18 protein-coding genes are annotated in these 17,753 nt (G+C 73.5%); 6 read left to right on the top strand and 12 right to left on the bottom strand.

Features of this window, described 5'->3' with window-relative positions; translation table 11 throughout:
* Position 1: 1 nt before the first annotated feature.
* The 5 genes from CWOE_RS02155 to CWOE_RS02135 all read right to left on the bottom strand — a co-directional run bounded on the left by CWOE_RS02155 (position 2) and on the right by CWOE_RS02135 (position 4,152).
* Complete coding sequence (locus tag CWOE_RS02155) at positions 2-964, bottom strand: branched-chain amino acid ABC transporter permease (RefSeq protein ID WP_012931920.1); 963 nt, start codon at positions 962-964, stop codon at positions 2-4.
* A complete protein-coding gene (locus CWOE_RS02150) occupies positions 961-1,842 on the bottom strand; it encodes a branched-chain amino acid ABC transporter permease (RefSeq protein ID WP_012931919.1) in 882 nt (293 codons plus the stop codon). Before CWOE_RS02150 ends, CWOE_RS02155 begins: the two co-directional genes overlap by 4 nt.
* 9 nt (positions 1,843-1,851) lie before the next feature.
* Entirely contained in the window at positions 1,852-2,562 is a 711-nt protein-coding gene (locus tag CWOE_RS02145) for an ABC transporter ATP-binding protein (protein WP_012931918.1), read from the bottom strand.
* Positions 2,559-3,344 (bottom strand): ABC transporter ATP-binding protein, encoded by a 786-nt coding sequence (locus CWOE_RS02140; protein WP_201447119.1) that lies wholly within the window; start codon positions 3,342-3,344, stop codon positions 2,559-2,561. The genes CWOE_RS02145 and CWOE_RS02140 overlap by 4 nt, the downstream gene beginning before the upstream one ends.
* 175 nt (positions 3,345-3,519) lie before the next feature.
* Positions 3,520-4,152 (bottom strand): hypothetical protein, encoded by a 633-nt coding sequence (locus CWOE_RS02135; RefSeq protein ID WP_012931916.1) that lies wholly within the window; start codon positions 4,150-4,152, stop codon positions 3,520-3,522.
* A gap of 117 nt (positions 4,153-4,269) precedes the next feature.
* Between CWOE_RS02135 and CWOE_RS02130 the strand changes: the two genes are divergently transcribed.
* Positions 4,270-4,725: a hypothetical protein gene (locus tag CWOE_RS02130; RefSeq protein ID WP_012931915.1), complete on the top strand. Its 456-nt coding sequence runs from the start codon at positions 4,270-4,272 to the stop codon at positions 4,723-4,725.
* Here CWOE_RS02130 and CWOE_RS02125 read toward each other — a convergent pair.
* From CWOE_RS02125 to CWOE_RS02100, 6 genes are all read right to left on the bottom strand, one after another.
* Positions 4,656-6,638: a PKD domain-containing protein gene (locus CWOE_RS02125; protein WP_012931914.1), complete on the bottom strand. Its 1,983-nt coding sequence runs from the start codon at positions 6,636-6,638 to the stop codon at positions 4,656-4,658. The genes CWOE_RS02130 and CWOE_RS02125 overlap by 70 nt on opposite strands.
* A gap of 105 nt (positions 6,639-6,743) precedes the next feature.
* Positions 6,744-7,889, bottom strand: coding sequence for an 8-amino-7-oxononanoate synthase (bioF, locus tag CWOE_RS02120; protein WP_012931913.1), 1,146 nt, complete (start codon positions 7,887-7,889; stop codon positions 6,744-6,746).
* A gap of 4 nt (positions 7,890-7,893) precedes the next feature.
* A complete protein-coding gene (gene bsaP / locus CWOE_RS02115; RefSeq protein ID WP_012931912.1) occupies positions 7,894-8,082 on the bottom strand; it encodes a biotin synthase auxiliary protein BsaP in 189 nt (62 codons plus the stop codon).
* Positions 8,079-9,074 (bottom strand): biotin synthase BioB, encoded by a 996-nt coding sequence (bioB, locus tag CWOE_RS02110; protein WP_148260861.1) that lies wholly within the window; start codon positions 9,072-9,074, stop codon positions 8,079-8,081. Before bioB ends, bsaP begins: the two co-directional genes overlap by 4 nt.
* A 20-nt stretch (positions 9,075-9,094) precedes the next feature.
* Positions 9,095-10,375, bottom strand: a complete 1,281-nt coding sequence (locus CWOE_RS02105; protein WP_012931910.1) for an adenosylmethionine--8-amino-7-oxononanoate transaminase — start codon at positions 10,373-10,375, stop codon at positions 9,095-9,097.
* Between the two features lie 85 nt (positions 10,376-10,460).
* A complete protein-coding gene (locus CWOE_RS02100) occupies positions 10,461-11,027 on the bottom strand; it encodes a TetR/AcrR family transcriptional regulator (RefSeq protein WP_012931909.1) in 567 nt (188 codons plus the stop codon).
* Between the two features lie 18 nt (positions 11,028-11,045).
* On the opposite strand from CWOE_RS02100, the gene ilvD reads away from it, so the two are divergent.
* Together ilvD and CWOE_RS02090 are read left to right on the top strand one after the other, a co-directional pair.
* Entirely contained in the window at positions 11,046-12,944 is a 1,899-nt protein-coding gene (gene ilvD / locus CWOE_RS02095) for a dihydroxy-acid dehydratase (protein ID WP_012931908.1), read from the top strand.
* 59 nt (positions 12,945-13,003) lie between these two features.
* Positions 13,004-13,402, top strand: a complete 399-nt coding sequence (locus CWOE_RS02090) for a nuclear transport factor 2 family protein (RefSeq protein ID WP_012931907.1) — start codon at positions 13,004-13,006, stop codon at positions 13,400-13,402.
* A 19-nt stretch (positions 13,403-13,421) separates the two neighbouring features.
* On the opposite strand, the gene CWOE_RS02085 is transcribed toward CWOE_RS02090, so the two are convergent.
* Positions 13,422-13,973, bottom strand: coding sequence for a TetR/AcrR family transcriptional regulator (locus tag CWOE_RS02085; protein WP_012931906.1), 552 nt, complete (start codon positions 13,971-13,973; stop codon positions 13,422-13,424).
* 93 nt (positions 13,974-14,066) lie between these two features.
* Here CWOE_RS02085 and CWOE_RS02080 point away from each other — a divergent pair, with 93 nt between their 5' ends.
* From CWOE_RS02080 to CWOE_RS30040, 3 genes are all read left to right on the top strand, one after another.
* Positions 14,067-15,320, top strand: a complete 1,254-nt coding sequence (locus CWOE_RS02080) for an MFS transporter (RefSeq protein WP_201447116.1) — start codon at positions 14,067-14,069, stop codon at positions 15,318-15,320.
* Positions 15,321-15,336: 16 nt separating this feature from the next.
* Positions 15,337-16,992, top strand: coding sequence for a hypothetical protein (locus CWOE_RS02075; RefSeq protein ID WP_012931904.1), 1,656 nt, complete (start codon positions 15,337-15,339; stop codon positions 16,990-16,992).
* A 64-nt stretch (positions 16,993-17,056) separates the two neighbouring features.
* Positions 17,057-17,752 (top strand): TetR/AcrR family transcriptional regulator, encoded by a 696-nt coding sequence (locus CWOE_RS30040; protein ID WP_012931903.1) that lies wholly within the window; start codon positions 17,057-17,059, stop codon positions 17,750-17,752.
* Position 17,753: the final 1 nt, after the last annotated feature.

Raw genomic sequence — 17,753 nt, 5'->3', positions numbered from 1 at the left:
CCTACCTCCTGGTGGTTTGCAGCGCGCCGACGATCCCCGCCGGCAGCAGATAGACGCAGAGCAGCAGCGCGGCGCCGTAGACGACGCCCGTCAGCGACGGGTCGACGTCGGCCGCGGTCGCCGGCACGTACTCGATGAAGAGCGCGCCGACCAGCGCGCCGACGAGCGTTCGAGCCCCGCCGACGATCATCGCCGTCAGGAACGCGAACGCGAGCAGCAGCGTGAACGACTCGGGTGCGACGAAGCCGACCGCGAGCGTGTAGAGCGCGCCGGCGGCGCCGGCGTACGCGGCGCTGACGCCGAACGCCTGGAGCTTCACGCGCGCGATGTTCACGCCGACGACGGCGGCCGTCACCTCGCCATCGCGGACCGCGGTCAGCGCACGGCCGCTCGCGCCGCGCGTCATCCGCACGGCGAGGCCGAAGCCGGCGACCGCCAGCGCGACCGCGACGAGGTAGAGGTACTGGTCGTCGGCGAGGCCGCTCCACGTCGGTGCGGCGAGCGTGTCGACCGTCATGCCGCCGGCGCCGCCGGTCAGCCCGTCGGCGCGCTTGGCGACGACCGGGACGACGACCGCGACGGCGAGCGTCACGAGCGCCAGGTAGAGGCCGCGCAGCCGCAGCGCGGGCAGGCCGAGCGCGACGCCCGCGAGCAGCGCGACGAGCGCGCCCGCCGGGAGCGTCAGCAGCGGCGGCAGCAGGCCGCGGTCGAGCAGGATCGCGGCGGTGTAGGCGCCGATCGCGAAGAAGCCGCCCTGCGCGGCGGAGATCTGGCCCGTGTGGCCGGTCAGCAGGTTGAGTCCGAGGACGGCGGTCGCGTAGATCCAGACGGTCGTCAGCTGGCTCACCTGGTAGGGCGCGAGCGCGAACGGCGCGACCAGCGCGACGAGCAGCAGCGCCGCCGGCGCGAACCTCAGCAGCGCGCGGCCGCGCGGCGTGCTCAGGTGCAGGCGCAGCGCGCTCATGCCCGCACCACCGCGCGCGTCCCGAACAGGCCCTGCGGCCGCACGAGCAGTACGAGCAGGATCACGGTGAACGGCACGAGCACCGACAGCTCGGTCCCGATGAAGTCGACGTACGCGGTCGTCAGGCTCTGCGCGATCCCGACGATCCAGCCGCCGATCACCGCGCCGAAGGGACTGTCGAAGCCGCCGAGGCAGACCGCCGCGAGCGCGTAGATCAGCACCCCGGCCATCATGTGCACGTCGAGGAAGAGGTCGGGCGCGACGAGCACGCCGGCGAGCGCGCCGACCGCCGCCGCCAGGCCCCAGCCGAGCATCAGCGTGCGCCCGACACGCACGCCCATCAGCGTCGCCGCCGCCGGGTCGACCGCGGCGGCGCGCATCGCGAGGCCGACGCGGGTGCGCTCGAACAGCAGCCACAGCAGCGCCAGCACGAGGATCAGCAGGCCGGCGGTCGCGAGCGCGTCGACGCCGAGGTGGACGCCGAGCAGCTCCGTCACGTCGCCGCCGAAGAGGCTCGGGAAGGCGTACGTCTCGGTGCCCCAGATCATCCCCGCGACGCTGTTGAGCAGGATCGAGAGCCCGAACGTCGCGATCACGATCGAGAGCGTGTCGCGTCGTTCCAGCGGCCGGATCGCGACGCGCTCCAGCGCCATCCCGGCGACGAACGAGCCGGCGATCACGAACGGGACCGCGAGGCCGAGCGCGACGCCGCCGCGCGTCAGGCCCCAGACCGCGAACGCGCTGAACATCGCCATCTCGCCCTGGGCGAAGTTGACGATCCCCGTCGTGCGGTAGACGAGGGCGAGGGCCAGCGCCAGCGCGGCGTAGACCGAGCCGTCGGCGAGACCGTCGACGAGCACCTGCACGAAACGCTCCACGCGTCCTCCTCAGTAGCCCAGGTAGGCGCGGCGAGTTCCCTCGTCCGCGCGGATGGTGGCGGCGTCGCCGTCGAGCACGACACGCCCGCTCTCCAGCACGTACGCGCGGTCGGCGAGGTCGAGCGCGAGGTCGGCGTTCTGCTCGACGACGAGCAGCGACAGGCCCTCGTCGTGACGCAGGCCGCGCAGCACCGCGAACAGCTCGCGCGTGACCTTCGGCGCGAGCCCGAGCGACGGCTCGTCGAGCAGCACCAGCCGCGGCCGGCGCATCAGCGCCCGCGCGAGCGCGAGCATCTGCTGCTCGCCGCCGCTGAGCGTGCCGGCGCGCTGGCGGGCGCGCTCGCGCAGCCGCGGGAACAGCTCCAGGCAGCGCGCGAGGTCGGCGCGCACGCCGGCGCGGTCGCGCCGCACGTGGGCGCCGATGCGGAGGTTCTCCTCGACCGTCAGCGGCGCGAAGATCCCGCGCCCCTGCGGCACGTGCGCGACGCCGAGGCGGGCGAGGCCGTCGGGGCCTTGGCGGGCGAGGTCGTGGCCGTCGAAGGCGAGCGCGCCGCTCGCCGCGACCATGCCGGAGAGCGCGCGCAGCGTCGTCGTCTTGCCGGCGCCGTTGGCGCCCAGCAGCGAGATCGCCTCGCCCTCCTCGACGTGGAAGTCGATCCCGTGCAGGACGGTGCCGCGGCCGTAGCCGGCGACGAGCCCCTCGGCGGACAGCAAGCTCATGCGGCCGCCGCCGTCCCGAGGTACGCCTCGACGACGACCGGGTCGACGCAGACGCGCTCGGGCTCGCCGTCGGCGATCACGCGGCCGAAGTCGAGCACGACGGCGCGGTCGGCGACGGCGCGGATCATGCCCATGTGGTGCTCGACGAGCACGAGCGTCAGGTCGAGCCGCTCGCGCACGCCGAGCAGCAGCTGCGCCAGCTCGTCGACCTCGCCGTGGCTGAGCCCGTTGGCGGGCTCGTCGAGCAGCAGCAGGTGCGGCTCGCCCATCAGCGCGCGCGCCAGCTCGACGCGCTTGAGCGTGCCGAACGGCAGCTCGCCCGGCCGCCGCTCGGCGGCGTCCGCCAGTCCCAGCAGCGCGAGCACGTCGTCGGCGCGGGCGTCGAGCGCGTCCTCGCGTGCGAGCCCGCCGCGCAGCGCGCGCCACGGGGTGCCGTCGCGCTGGGCGGGAGAGCCGAGCTTGACGTTCTCGCGGACGCTGAGCGCGTCGAGCAGGCCGAGGTTCTGGAACGTCCGCGCGACGCCGAGCGCGGCGACCTCGTGCGCGCGGCGCGCCAGCAGGTCGCTGCCGGCGACCGACAGCGTGCCGCCGGTCGGGTCGACGAAGCGGCTGACGCAGTTGAAGAGCGTCGTCTTGCCGGCGCCGTTGGGGCCGATCAGCCCGCAGACCTGCCGCGCCGGCACGGCGAACCGCACGCCGTCCAGCGCGCGCACGCCTCCGAACTCGACGGTCAGCCCGCCGACGTCCAGCATCGCCGCCTCGCGGCGGTGCTCCTCACTCACCACGTCTCGCCTCTCCTCCATCAGGGACGCGAGAGTTCTATCGATAGATCAATCGAAAGTCAATCGATGAGCCGATCGAACGGCGAGATCGGCCGTCGGCGCTGCCTTCACGGCAGCCGGTCCGACGGGCGATGATGGTCGCCCGCGGCCGTGAGGGCCGCGGGCGGGAGGAGTGCTAGTTGTGGCCGCTCGGGGCGCTGAAGAGCACCGCCGTGCCGCCGCCGTAGCAGTTGATGTTGACCGGGAACGGGACGACCTTGCAGCGGTAGTCGATCCCTCTGACGGAGAAGCTCTCGGTCTGCTGGTAGGCGTTGAAGCGCTTGAGCCAGGTCTTGCCGACCGCGGCCGCCTGCGGGCAGCCATACGCGCCTCTGGGGCCGTCCTGACGTCTGATGATCGACAGGTCGCCGACGCCGGTATGGATCCCGCCGCAGTTGAGCATCGTCTCGGGCGGCCCGAACGTGATGCGCAGCTTGGCGCCCTTCGGGATCGACTTGACGGCGTTCAACTTCGACTTGAAGAGCGAGCCGCCGAGCGAGAAGGAGGGGTCGTAGACCTGGTAGGCGCCCTCGACGTAAGCCGGCGTCGCGGTGACGCTGACGAGCTGCAGGTTCGTGTCCGGCAGTCTGACCGTGAGGTCCTTTCTGCTGGCGCCGCCGGCGAGGTCGAACGTCGCGACGCACATCTGGCCCTGGCTCTTGCAGACGGCGGTCGCCGAGCCCTTCGCCTGTGCAGCGGCGGGCAGGATCAACGCGCCGGCAGCGAGCGCTGCGAGCGGCGCGATGCGGCGAAAGACAGTGGTGCGCATGAAACTCCTCGGTGTTGTGTGTACCGGGAGATCGGCAGCAGGTGCCCCCAACATTAGGAGTGGTTGCGCAGACGCGCCGCGGGCAGGAGCGCACAGCGCGTTGCTACTGTCCCGCGCATGCCTGGTCGCCGCAGTTCATCTGCCGTCGCCGCGCTCGCCGCGGCGCTCGTCCTGTTCGCCGTGGGGTCCGCGGGCGCGGCCGCGCCCGACGGCAGATACCGCGGCAGACTCGTCGCGGACAACGTCGTCGACAGCGGGACGATCCACTTCACCGTCTCCAGAGGCGGCAGACGCATCAGCGGCTGGCGCGTGACGATGAACGTCGTCTGCGCCTCGCTGCCGGTCCGCGTCGAGCTGATCACGCAGACGATGCCGTCGATGACCGTCGGTCGCGACGGCCGCTTCAGAAGCGTCTACACGAGACCGGTCAGAGGCGTCAGCGATGTCCGCATCGCCGTCAGCGGGCGCCTCACGGGCGCCCGCGTGACGAGCGGGAAGATCGACTACGACGTCGGCTTCTCGACCGGCACCTGCACCCGCAGAGCCGACTGGACCGCCGCCCGCCTGCGCTGAGGCACGGCGGCTCTCCGCCGCACCACGGTCACGTCGATCCGCGTGCCCTTCGCGACGGCGGCGCCGCGGCGGTGCGAGCTGCGGACCACCTTCCCGGCGTTGCGCCGGCCGTTCACGTAGCGGACGCGGCCGAGCGCGCAGTGAGCGGCCTTCAGGCGTCTCTTCGCGTGGGCGAGCGTGAGGCCGGTGAGCTGCGGGACACGGCAGAGGACCGGTCTCGCGGCGGGCGGCGTGGACGGGCGCGGCGGCGCGGGCTGCTGGCGCGGCGGGTCGGTGGCCGGCGGGTGCTGAGCGGGCGGGTTCTGGACCGGCGGATCTCTGGCCGGCGGATCGACGACGGGCGGCTCTCTCGTCGGCGGGTCGACGACGGGCGGGTCTCTCGCGCTCACCGTCACGACGGCGGTCCGCGTCGTCGCGAGCCCGAGCGCGTCGGTCGCGGTGACCGTCACCGTCCGCTCGCCGGCCTCCGCGTAGACGTGCTCGACACTCGTCCCGGTCGCGGTCGCGCCGTCGCCGAACTCCCACCTCGTCGTCATCGCCGACCACGCGTCCCACGGCGCGACGGAGAACGCCGCCGCGACACCGGCCTTCGCCGTGGCGGGCGCGACCAGGTCGTCGAGCCGCGGGGCGTGCGTGTCGTCGACGGCGTACTGGATCCGGAAGGTCGTGCCGTCGGTGCGGTACCAGGTGACGAGCGCGTCGCCGTCGGCGTCGAACGTGACGGCCAGATCGCTCAGCTCGCGCGGGACGGTGTCCGGGGCGGACAGGTTCGCCGCCTCCGACCAGCTGCCGCCGCGGGGGCGCGACACGCTCTGCACGATGTGGTTGAAGTCGTTCTTGCGCCGCCAGACGGCGACCGCGCGGCCCTCGGAGTCGAACGCGACCCGCGGCTCGACCGCGTCTCTGCCCGGGGCCGAGAGCATCGCCGGCGCCGTCCACGTGCCGCCCGCGGGCCGCTCGACGAGATGGACGGCGTATGTGCCCGCGACGTCTCTGAAGTAGACGATCGCCGCGTTGCCGTCGCGGTCGACCGCGACGTACGGCGGGGAGTTGCTGACCCCGGTGGCGGCGACGGTCGTCTGCTCCCAGCCCAAGCCGGGCTTGTGCGACGAGGACTCGATCACGTTCCCGGAGCCGTCGACCGCCTTCCACGCGGCGGTCGCGGTGCCGTCGGGCGCGACGGCGAGGCTCGGCGCGGTCGGGCTGTTTCTCGTCAGCAGCTGCGGCGACGTCCACGCTCCGCCCGCCGGACGGGTCGCGCCGTAGATGACGTACGGGCCGTTCAGCCGCTGGTACCAGACCGCGGTGGCGTTGCCGGCCGGGTCGACGACGACCTGCGGCGAGACCGCGATGTCCAGCGCGTCGTTGACGGTGACTGCTCTCGACCACGTGCCGTCGGGCGCGCGGACGGCCGAGCGGACGATGCTGGAGTCGGTCCACATCGCCGTCACGGTGCCGTCGGCGGCGACCGCGAGCGCAGGGGAGAGGAAGATCTGCGGCTGCAGGTCCGACTCGGCGAGGGCGTGCGGTGCCGACCACGCGCCGCCGCGCGGCCGCGTCGCGGTCCGGATCGACTGGCGCCCGCCGTTCCACTGGAACCAGATCGCCGTCTGGGTGCCGGCGGCGTCGATCGCGTGCTGGAACCCGCCCACCTGGGAGCCGGGATCCGCGATCGACACCGGCTCCGACCAGGGGCCGCCGGGCTCGTGCGCGACCGCTTCGACCCCGCCGCGCTGCCACAGGACATGGACCGTGCCGGCCGGGTCGACGACCGCTCTCGCGAGCCTTGCGTTGCCGGTTCTCGGCGACAGGTCGTGCGGGCCGCTCCAGACCGCCTGCGCCGAAGCCGGCGCGAACGCGGCGATCACCGCCACCGCCACCACGAGCTGCCACGACCGAATCCGTGCGACCACCGACGACCACCTTCTTGAGGGTTGGGGACTGCACCCTTCATCGGGCATCACGGTCGCGCGCGCGATACGGAGCGCCCCTGATCCCGACCCTGATCCGGCGGCCGCTCAGCGCAGGCGCGCGAGCGTCCGCGCCGCTGCGACGAGGTCCGCCTCGTCGTGGTCGGCGCGCGCGACCAGCCGCAGGCGCGACGTGCCGTCCGGCACCGTCGGCGGCCGGATCGCCTGCGCGAAGACGCCGGCGTCGAGCGCGCGCTCGCACAGCTCCATCGCCGCACGCGGGTCGCCGACGACGAGCGGCACGATCGGCATCTCGCCGGGCTCGACCGCGAATCCCTGACGGCCCAGCTCGGCGCGCAGCGCGCGGGCGTTGGAGCGCAGCCGCTCGACCAGCGCCGGCTGCTCGCGGACGATCCGCAGCGCCTCGCGCGCCGCGCCGATCGACGGCGGCGGCGGGGCGGTCGAGTAGATCAGCGTGCGCGCGCGGTTGACGAGGAACGCGTGCGTGCGCGCGTCGCAGCAGACGAACGCGCCGTAGCTGCCGAGCGCCTTGGAGAGCGTGCCGACGACGACGTCGACCTCCCCCGTCAGCCCCAGCTCGGCGACCAGCCCGCGGCCGCCCGGTCCGACGACGCCGGTCCCGTGCGCCTCGTCGACGATCACGCGCGCGCCGTGCCGGCGGGCGAGCGCGACGATCCCCTCCAGCGGCGCGCGGTCGCCGTCCATCGAGAAGATCGCGTCGGTGACGATCGTCGCCGGGCGGTCGCCCGCACGAGCGAGCGCGGCGGCGAGCGCGTCGAGGTCGGCGTGCGCGTAGACGACCGTCTCCGCCGCCGCCAGCCGGCAGCCGTCGACGATCGAGGCGTGGTTGAGCGCGTCGGACAGCACGACCCCGCCGCGACCGGCGAGCGCGGCGACGACGCCGGTGTTGGCGAGGAAGCCGGAGCCGAACAGGAGGCACGCCTCGCTGCCCTTGAACGCCGCCAGCTCCCGCTCCAGCTGCGCGTGCTGGGCGAGCGTCCCCGAGACCAGCCGCGACGCGCCCGCGCCGGCGCCCCACTGCTCCGCCGCCGCCGCGGCGGCGGCACGCACGGCCGGGTGCTGCGCGAGGCCGAGGTAGTCGTTGGAGCACAGCAGCAGCGCGTCGCGCCCGTCGAGCAGGACGCGCCCGCCGGCCGTCTGCTCGATCGTCCGCAGCTCGCGCAGCAGGCCGGCCGCGCCGATCTGCGCGAGCGCCGCCTCGACGTCGGTCACCGGCTCACCGACTCACCGGCTCGCACGCGAGGCAGCGGGCGGTCCAGCCGACCGGCAGCACCTGCACGACGAGCTTGCGCCCGCAGGCGGTGCACCAGCGCGGCGGGTCGGTCGCCGCGCGCCGCGCACGGCAGCGGGCGTGGTCGCCGTCCGCGGCCGGTCTGCCGCAGCCGTCGCAGTACGGGCCGCTCACAGCGTCTTCGACAGCTCCGCCACGGGCATCGACAGCTCGGCCAGCAGGTCGAGGTCCTGCTGCGGTTCGCGGCCGAGCGTCGTCAGGTAGTTGCCGACGATCACCGCGTTGATGCCGCCGAGCATGCCCTGGCGCGCACCGAGGTCGCCGAGCGTCAGCTCGCGGCCGCCGGCGAAGCGCAGCAGCGCGCGCGGCAGCGCGAGGCGGAACGCCGCGATCGTGCGCAGCGCGTCGGCCGGTTCGACGTGCGGCAGGTCGGCGAACGGCGTCCCCGGGCGCGGGTCGATGAAGTTCAGCGGGACCTCGTCGGGGTCGACGTCCGCGAGCTGGCCCGCCAGCTCCGCGCGCTGCTCGAGCGTCTCGCCCATGCCGACGATGCAGCCGCAGCAGACCTCCATGCCGCGGGCGCGCACCAGCTCCAGCGTCTCGCGCCGCTCCTCCCACGTGTGCGTCGTGACGACGTCGGTGAAGTGCGAGCGCGCCGTCTCGAGGTTGTGGTTGTAGCGGTGGACGTCCATCGCCTGCAGCTCGTCGGCCTGCTCCGGCGTGAGGATGCCGAGCGAGCACGCGATGTTGACGTCGACCGCCGCGCGGATCGCGTCGATCCCCTCCCGCACCTGCGCCATCAGCCGCTCGTCCGGCCCGCGCACCGCGGCGACGATGCAGAACTCGGTCGCGCCCGTCGCGACGGTCTGTCGCGCCGCCTCGACGAGCGAGTCGACGTCGAGCCGCGCCGCGCGCACCGGCGTGTCGAAGCGGCCCGACTGCGAGCAGAAGTGGCAGTCCTCGGGGCAGCCGCCGGTCTTGAGGCTGACGATGCCCTCGACCTCGACCTCCGGGCCGCACCAGCGCATCCGCACCTCGTGCGCGAGCGAGAGTGCGTCGTCGACGCGCGCGTCGGGCAGCCGCAGCACCTCCAGGACCTGTGCCTCGGCGAGCCCCTCCCCGCGTTCGAGCACCTGTCCGCGAGCGCGTTCCAGGATGTCCGTCATGCCGCTCCCTCCGTCGAGTTTCATGCCGTCGCCGCCGCGACCATCGCGTCCGCGATCCGTCCGAGGTCCTCGTCGCCGATGACGTACGGCGGCATCGCGTAGACGAGGTCGCGGAACGGCCGCAGCCAGACGCCGCGTTCGACCGCGGCCCGCGTCGCCGCCTCCATCTCCACCGGCTGCCTGAGCTGGATCACGCCGATCGCGCCGAGCACGCGCACGTCGGCGACGGCGGGGTGCGCGCGGGCGGGCTCCAGGCCGGTCCGCAGCGCCGCCTCGATCCGCCCGACCTGCTCGCGCCAGCCGCCGCTGTCCAGCAGCTCCAGCGACGCGAGCGCGACCGCGCACGCGAGCGGGTTCGCCATGTAGGTCGGGCCGTGCATCAGCGCGCCGCCCTCCAGCGACGTCGCGACGGCGGTCGTGCAGAGGGTCGCGGCGAGCGTGAGGTAGCCGCCGGTCAGCGCCTTCCCGACGCACATCACGTCCGGCGCGACGCCGGCGTGCTCGCAGCCGAACAGCTCGCCCGTGCGCCCGAAGCCGGTCGCGATCTCGTCGAAGACGAGCAGCAGATCGTGGCGGTCGCACAGCTCGCGCAGCAGCCGCAGCACCGCCGGGTCGTAGAACCACATGCCGCCCGCGCCCTGCACGACCGGCTCCACGATCACGCCGGCCAGCTCGCTCGCATGCGCGTTCACGAGCGCTTCGAGCTGCGCGGCGTAATCGTCGTCGAGCACGCGCGGCGGGCGCTCGGCGAAGACGTGCTCGGTCAGCGTGCCGGCGAACAGCGAGTGCATGCCGCCGACCGGGTCGCAGACGGCCATCGCGCCGAACGTGTCGCCGTGGTAGCCGCCGCGCACGGTCAGCATCCGCGTCCGGCCGGGCCGGGCCTGGAGGCACAGCTTCAGCGCGACCTCGACGGCGACCGAGCCGGAGTCGGCGAAGAAGACGTGCTCCAGCGGCGCGGGCGTCAGCTCCACCAGCCGCTGCGCGAGCAGCACGGCCGGCTCGTGCGTGAGCCCGCCGAACATCACGTGCGCCATCCGCCCGAGCTGATCCTGCACCGCGGCGTCGAGCGCGGGATGGCGGTAGCCGTGCACGGCGCACCACCACGACGCCATCCCGTCGATCAGCTCGCGACCGTCGGCGAGCCGCAGCCGCACGCCGTCGGCGGAGGCGACCGGCAGCGGCGCCGACGTGCCGGGCATCGGCCCGTACGGGTGCCAGACGTGGCGGCGGTCGAGCGCGAGCAGCTCGGTCGTGGTCGGGCGCACGCCGGTCTTGTATCGCCCGGGGAACCGGGGCATCGCCAGTAGACGCGAACGGGCGACGTCCGCCGGGGGCCTACCCGCCCACCCGGGGGGGCTCCGCTGCGACGCCGCGCGGGCTCGGCTACGCCGCCGCGGCGCGCATCCCGCGCAGGACCAGGTCGGCGAGGCGGTGGGCCGCCGCCGGGCCGATGTGCGCCAGCTCGCGCAGCGCGCAGAAGACGAGCCGCAGGTCCTGGTGGCTGGCGTCCGCGCGCAGCTCGCCGGCCGCGTCGGCGCGCGCGACCAGCCGCGCGAGCGCTTCGGTCGCGGCGGCGCGGGCGGCGCGAACCTCCTCGCTCGCGTACGCCGCCTCGTCCCAGGCGGTCTGGGAGAGCGCGTCGTCGATGCAGTCCTCGACGGTCGCGTGGGTCGCCGCGCTCAGCGCTGTCCACGGGTCGGGCTGCTCCAGCGCGGCGAGGAAGCGGGCGCGCAGGATCGCGGAGCGTTCGATCACGAGCGCGGCGATCACCTCGTCCTTGGTGCCGACCTGCCGGTAGATGCTGCCGACGCCGACGCCGATCGCCTCCGCCAGCACGGGCATCGGGACGTCGACGCCGTCGCGCGCGAACAGCTCGTCGGCGACCGACAGCGTGCGCACGCGCTTCTCGGCGGCGGTGAGGGTCGACCACTGTGGCACCGGAATGGTCATTCCGCTAGGTTATCCGACATGACACCGCTCCGCTCTCGCACCGTCACGCACGGCCGCAACATGGCCGGCGCCCGCGCGCTGCTGCGCGCCTCCGGCGTCGCGCGCGAGGACTTCGGCAAGCCGATCGTCGCGGTCGCGAACTCCTACACGCAGTTCGTCCCCGGCCACACGCACCTGAAGCCGGTCGGCGAGGTCGTCTCGGCGGCGGTCCACGCCGCCGGCGGCGTGCCGCTCGAGTTCAACACGATCGCCGTCGACGACGGGATCGCGATGGGCCACGGCGGGATGCTCTACTCGCTGCCCTCGCGCGACCTGATCAGCGACAGCGTCGAGTACATGGTCAACGCGCACTGCGCCGACGCGCTGATCTGCATCTCCAACTGCGACAAGATCACGCCGGGCATGCTCAACGCCGCGCTGCGGCTCGACATCCCGACCGTCTTCGTCTCCGGCGGGCCGATGGAGGGCGGCGTCGCGACGCTCGTCGACGGCACCGTCCGCAAGGGCCTGAACCTGATCTCCGCGATGGCCGAGGCCGTCTCGCCGGAGGTCAGCGACGAGGACATGGACCTGATCGAGGAGGCCGCCTGCCCGACCTGCGGCTCCTGCTCGGGCATGTTCACCGCCAACTCGATGAACTGCCTGACCGAGGCGCTCGGGCTGTCGCTGCCCGGCAACGGCTCGACGCTCGCGACCCATACCGCCCGCAAGCAGCTGTACGAGGACGCCGGCCGCACCGTCGTCGAGATCGCCAAGCGCTACTACGACGAGGACGACGCGAGCGTCCTGCCGCGTGCGATCGCGACCCGCGAGGCGTTCGAGAACGCGATGACGCTCGACATCGCGATGGGCGGCTCGACCAACACGATCCTCCACCTGCTCGCCGCCGCGCGGGAGGCGGAGGTCGACTTCGCGATGGGCGACATCGACGAGCTGTCGCGCCGCGTCCCCTGCGTCTGCAAGGTCGCGCCGAACGGCACCTACCTGATGGAGGACGTCCACCGCGCCGGCGGGATCCCCGCGATCCTCGGCGAGCTGCACCGCGGCGGCCTGTTGAACGAGCAGGTCAGAACCGTCCACGCGCGCACGATCGACGAGTGGCTCGGCAGCTGGGACGTGCGCGGCCCGAAGCCGTCCGAGATCGCCGTCGAGCTGTTCCACGCGGCGCCCGGCTGCGTGCGCTCCGCGAGAGCGTTCTCGCAGTCGGAGCGGTGGGAGTCGCTTGACGTCGACGCGGCCGACGGCTGCATCCGCGACCTCGACCACGCCTACTCGACCGAGGGCGGGCTCGCGATCCTCTACGGCAACGTCGCCGAGCGCGGCTGTGTCGTGAAGACGGCCGGCGTCGACGAGTCGGTCTTCAGATTCAGCGGCCCGGCCGTCGTCGTCGAGTCGCAGGAGGACGCGGTCGAGCTGATCCTCGCCGGCGGCGTCAGAGCGGGCGACGTCGTCGTGATCCGCTACGAGGGCCCTCGCGGCGGCCCGGGCATGCAGGAGATGCTCTACCCGACCTCCTACCTGAAGGGTCGCGGGCTCGGCAGAGCGTGCGCGCTGATCACGGACGGCCGCTTCTCCGGCGGCACCTCCGGCCTCTCGATCGGCCACGTCTCGCCCGAGGCGGCGTCCGGCGGCGCGATCGCGCTCGTGCAGAGCGGCGACACGATCGCGATCGACATCCCGGCGCGCTCGATCGAGCTGGAGGTCGGCGACCACGAGCTGGCCGAGCGCCGCCGAGCGCTTGAGGCTGCCGGCGGCTACGCCCCGGTCGCGCGCGAGCGTGTCGTCTCGCCGGCGCTGCGCGCCTACGCGGCGATGGCGACCTCCGCCGACACCGGCGCCGTCCGCGACGTCGACGCCGTCGAGCGCGCCGTCGCCGCCGCCCGTCTCCAGGGCAGCGACGTTGCGCAGGCGACCTGAGGCCGCGGCTACGCTGCGTCACGTCCAGTCCACGTGACGCAGAGGAAGGCAGGTGCTCGATGCACCCGTTTCGCGCAGCGGTCGAGTCGGGCGACTTCGGCGCCATCCCGGCGCTGCTGGCCGACGACGTCGTCTTCACCAGCCCGGTCGCGTTCCGCCCCTATCCCGGCAAGGCGATCACGACCGCGATCCTGAACGGCGTCTCGCGCGTCTTCGAGGACTTCCGCTACGTGCGCGAGTTCGAGAGCGCCGACGGCCGCGACCATGCGCTGATGTTCAAGGCGCGCGTCGGCGAGCGCGAGATCGACGGCTGCGACTTCCTCCACATGAACGACGACGGCCTGATCGACGATCTGCTCGTGATGGTCCGCCCGCTGTCGGCCGCGCAGGCGCTGGCGGAGGCGATGGGCGCCCAGTTCGAGCAGATCGCGAGCGAGGCGGCGGCCGCGGGCGCGTAGGTCCGCCGCGCCGCCGGATTCAGCGTGCGGCCGCGGCCAGCGTCGCGGCGGCTGCCGCCCGCGCGCGGCGCGCGGCGTCGGTCGTCCGCTCGTAGTGGGCGGTGACCGTCGCGCCGTCCATCAGCACCATCAGCTGGCGGGCGAGCGCGTCGTGGTCGGCGTACCCGGCCTCGTCGAGCAGCGCGGCGACGTAGGCGGTCACGGCCCGCTTGTGCTCGACGCCCATGCGGTGGACGGCGCTGTCGGGGTCGGAGACCTCCGCCATCGCGTTGAGGAACGCGCAGCCGCGGAAGCCCGACTGCTCGGCCCGCTCCGCGAGCGCGTCGAACAGCACCAGCGGCTCGCCGCCCAGCTCGGCGACACGCGCCTGCAGCCACGCGCGGTACTCCTCGTCGTAGCCGCGCAGCATCGCGACGACGAGTGCGTCCTTGCTGTCGAAGTGGCGGTAGAACGACGCCCGCCCGACGCCCGAGCGGTCCAGCAGGCGCTCGACGCCGACCGCGCGGATCCCCTCCGCATAGAAGAGGTCGCGCGCCGCCTGCAGCAGCCGGTCCCGTGCTCGCGTCGCCATCGCGCCGAGTGTAGCTCGACTCGACGCAAGACGGAAACGATCGGTACCGTTTCGAAGACGGTACCGATCGGTTCCATCTATTAGGGAGCGACTGTGAGCAGCGAGACCGCAGCACCACGAGCAAGCGCCGCCGCAGCGGAGCGGATCCCGATCGGCGTCTTCATGCTGGCGTTCGGCGTCTTCGTCGTCGGCACCGGCGAGTTCGTGCTGGCCGGGCTGATCCCGCAGCTCGCCGACCAGTTCGCGATCTCGACCGGCGCCGCCGGGCAGGTCGTCACCGTCTTCGCGCTGACCTGCGGGATCGCCGCCCCGCTGCTCACGACGCTCACCGCGCGCTGGTCGCGGCGCGAGGTCCTGGTCGCGGCCGGTGCGGTGTACCTGCTCGGCAGCGCCGCGACGGCGCTGGCGCCGTCGTTCCCGCTCATGCTCGCCGCCCAGTTCACCGCCGCGATCGGCGCCGGCGTGTTCGTGCCGAACGCCTCGGTCTCGGCCGCCGCGATGGCCCCGCCGGCGAAGAGCGGCAAGGCGATCGCGCTCGTCGTCACCGGCTTCACGGTCGCGGTCGCGGCCGGTGCTCCCGCCGGCACCGCGATCGGCGCCGAAGCGGGCTGGCGGACGACGCTGTGGCTCGCGACCGGGCTCGCCGCGCTCGGCGTCGCCGGCGTCGCCGCGCTCGTCCCGCGCAGCCTCCGCGTCGCGGACGCCGGCGGCCTGCGCGCCCGCGCCCGCCCGCTCGCCGACCGCCGCGTCCTCGCACTCCTGGCCACCACCCTCGTCGCGTTCACCGCGGTCTACATCCCCTACACGTACATCGGCGCGATCTTCGAGCCGGCGACCTCCGGCGACGGCCTGCGGCTGGCGCTGCTGATGGTCGTGCTCGGCGTCGCCGGAACCGCCGGCAACCTGATCGCCGGCAGCCTCGCCGACCGGCTCGGCGGCGCGCGCGTCGTCATGGCCGCGCTCGGCGGGCTGATCGCCGCTCTGCTCGTGATGCCCGCCGCCACCGGCGCCTTCGCCTCCTCGCTCGCGGCGATCGCGTTCTACGGCGTCGTCGCGTTCGCGATCACGACCCCGCAGCAGCACCGCCTGATCTCCGCGAGCCCCGGCGGCGCGGCCGTCGTGCTGTCGCTCAACCAGGCGGTGCTCTACCTCGCGATCGCGCTGTCCGGCATCGTCGGAGCCGCCGGCATCGACGCCTTCGGCGCCCGCGCGCTCGGCTTCGTCGCCGCCGCGATCGCGGCCGTCGCGCTGTTGCTCAGCCGCGACCGCGCGCCGCGCAGCCCGGACCACGCTCGTCCTTCAGATCCGTGCGCGATTGCCGATCATCGGGTGGATACCGAACAGTGATTGGTAAGGAGAAGCAATGCATCGCAGCTGGTTCGACGGGCCGCGGCCGCGCCGCCGCCCGATCAGCCTCGCCGCCGTCGCGGCCGTCGCGGCGATCGGCGTCGGCTCAGCAGCCGCTCCGGCAGGCGCGGCGAGCGGGAAGAAGTGCGGCACCGTCGCCGGCGAGACGAGCGCCGCGACGTGGGCGCACGTCGAGGTCGAGGACGTCCGCGGCATCTCCTGCGCCGGCGCGCGCAAGGTCGTGCGCCAGTGCCTCGCCAGAGACCGCGTCAAGGGCTGGACGCGCGCGGCCGAGCACGCCGCGCCCGGACTGCGCGACGGCAAGCGCCGCCTGACGGTCGACCCGCTCGGCAGCGACCTGCCGACGTGCGTCGAGCACGACCGCACCAACGGCAGACGCGTCGGCGTCGGCGCTGAGGAGCCGGACGACGACGGCGGGCGCGACGGCCTCCGCCTCGGTGCAACCGTCTACCGCACCGCGGGCCCGAACGAGGGGCCGGTGCAGATGCCGCCGACGGCGAGAACGAAGTGGACGTGGACCTCGCCGATCGCGAGCGTCAAGTCGGGCGAGATCGACGTCAGCTCGGCGCGGCTGTTCGGCGCCGTGCGCACGACCGACACGAACGCCCGCTCGGTCTGGTTCCAGTACGGCACCACCCGCGACCTCGGCCAGTCGACCGAGAGACTGCCGCCGAAGGTGCTCGCCGACGACGCGCCGTGGTCCTACGGCCAGGAGATCCGCGGGCTCAGAGCGAAGACGCGCTACTACTGGCGCGCGATGGCGAGCTTCGGCGGCGACAGCGACCCGAAGACCTTCACCGGCGCGACCGGCTCGTTCGTGACCGAGGGCTACCGCAGCATGGGCGGCGACAACCCCTGTCAGCAGCTCCAGTTCGGCACCAACGCCGGCGGCACGACGCAGGTCACAGAGGCGCTCGCGGTCGTCTGCTCGCCGAAGTACGAGTTCGTCAACGACAAGAAGATCGTCGCGTCGGTCGGCTACAGCGGCCGTCTCAGCTGCCCGAAGGAGTACCCGCACAACCTCAACGCGGGCAACTACACGGTCACGATCCCGAAGATCGACTACAACGTCAACTTCGACAACCTCGTCAACTACTGGCGCTCGAATGACAGCGCCCGCTTCACGCGCTTCCCGGGTTACCAGAAGAACTACGAGGGCGCCGAGCAGGGCCCGCTGCTCGGCTGGCACGAGTGGAACGTCGACCAGTGGGGCTACCTCTTCTCGACGAGCCGCACGCAGGTGCAGATGTGGATCAACTGCACCGACAACTGGAAGGCGTTCTCGCCCGAGCAGCTCGCCAGAGGCGAGGGCGACGACGCGCCGAGCACGGCCGCGCCAGGCGCACCGCGCGACTTCAGATTCACGCAGGCGTCCAACGGCGACTGGAACGGCAGCTGGACCGCGCCGCAGGGCGGGGTCGCCGGCGGCGTCGCCGGCTACCAGCTGTCGGTCGACTCGCTCGAGGACAGCAGCAGAATGTCGACGCAGGTGCTGACCGACACCGACCTCAGAGGCTCGCTGACGGCCGCCCACGTGAAGGCGCTGGCCGAGATCTTCCGCACGAAGAGACTGTATGCCCACGTGTGGGCGTTCAGCAGCGAGGGCGTCCGCAGCGCGACGTCCGCGACGATTCCGATAACGGCTCCGTAGCCGCAACGGTGCTGTCGCGTCCGGCGGGCCCGACCCGCCGGACGCGATACGGTCGGAGCTGCCGATGACCCGTCTCGCGCGCAACCGCGACACCCACCTCACGCCCGAGGAGATCGCCGCCGAGGCGCTGCGGCAGTTCGACGCCGGCGCGACCGCGCCGAGCATCCGCCAGCTGGCGACGGCGCTCGGCGTCGCGCCGTCGGCGATCTACCACCACTATCCCTCCCGCGCCGCGATCTACCAGGCCGGCGTCGACCTCGTCTGGGCCGAGGCGACCGGCGACGTCGTGGAGCTGATCGGCGATCCCTTCACCGCCGACCCGGCCGAGGTGCTCATCGCCGCGGCGGTCGCCTCGCGCCGCACGTTCATGCGCCACTACCGGATCGCGCCGTACGCCTCGGCGACGCCAGCCGGCAGCGGGATGATGGCGAACGTGCTCGCGCTCGTCGCGAGCCTGCTCGAACGGCTCGGGCTCGAAGGCGAGGAGGCGGCCTCCGCCTTCCACACCTACGCCCTCTTCACCTTCGGCACGATCGTCTTCGCCGCCACACGCCAGATCGCGCACGACGAGCTGGGCGGCGGCGACGGCAGCTTCCGTTCCGCCCCCGGCGAGCGCGAGGCGCGCTTCTCCCAGGAGCGGACGCGCGACGCGATCGACGGCGTGATCGACCTCTCGGCGATCGATCCCGTGCGCGACGAGGAGCTGTTCACCGCCGGCCTGCGCCGCCTGATCGCGACGTTCGGCGCAGCGGGTCGCTGAG

It is taken from the genome of Conexibacter woesei DSM 14684, from assembly GCF_000025265.1.
Classification (GTDB): Bacteria; Actinomycetota; Thermoleophilia; order Solirubrobacterales; family Solirubrobacteraceae; genus Conexibacter; species Conexibacter woesei.
The sequence above is the reverse complement of the archived record's forward strand: the minus strand, read 5'-3'. Positions and strand labels throughout refer to the sequence as shown.

Bases quoted from the DNA above. Each gene is read 5' to 3' on its own strand.
- CWOE_RS02075 (WP_012931904.1), top strand. From the start codon at position 15,337: ATGCATCGCAGCTGGTTCGACGGGCCGCGGCCGCGCCGCCGCCCGATC.
- CWOE_RS02135 (WP_012931916.1), bottom strand. From the start codon at position 4,152: ATGCGCACCACTGTCTTTCGCCGCATCGCGCCGCTCGCAGCGCTCGCT.
- CWOE_RS02145 (WP_012931918.1), bottom strand. From the start codon at position 2,562: ATGAGCTTGCTGTCCGCCGAGGGGCTCGTCGCCGGCTACGGCCGCGGC.
- CWOE_RS30040 (WP_012931903.1), top strand. From the start codon at position 17,057: ATGACCCGTCTCGCGCGCAACCGCGACACCCACCTCACGCCCGAGGAG.
- CWOE_RS02105 (WP_012931910.1), bottom strand. From the start codon at position 10,375: ATGCCCCGGTTCCCCGGGCGATACAAGACCGGCGTGCGCCCGACCACG.
- CWOE_RS02155 (WP_012931920.1), bottom strand. From the start codon at position 964: ATGAGCGCGCTGCGCCTGCACCTGAGCACGCCGCGCGGCCGCGCGCTG.
- CWOE_RS02090 (WP_012931907.1), top strand. From the start codon at position 13,004: ATGCACCCGTTTCGCGCAGCGGTCGAGTCGGGCGACTTCGGCGCCATC.
- ilvD (WP_012931908.1), top strand. From the start codon at position 11,046: ATGACACCGCTCCGCTCTCGCACCGTCACGCACGGCCGCAACATGGCC.
- CWOE_RS02100 (WP_012931909.1), bottom strand. From the start codon at position 11,027: ATGACCATTCCGGTGCCACAGTGGTCGACCCTCACCGCCGCCGAGAAG.
- bioB (WP_148260861.1), bottom strand. From the start codon at position 9,074: ATGACGGACATCCTGGAACGCGCTCGCGGACAGGTGCTCGAACGCGGG.
- CWOE_RS02130 (WP_012931915.1), top strand. From the start codon at position 4,270: ATGCCTGGTCGCCGCAGTTCATCTGCCGTCGCCGCGCTCGCCGCGGCG.
- CWOE_RS02085 (WP_012931906.1), bottom strand. From the start codon at position 13,973: ATGGCGACGCGAGCACGGGACCGGCTGCTGCAGGCGGCGCGCGACCTC.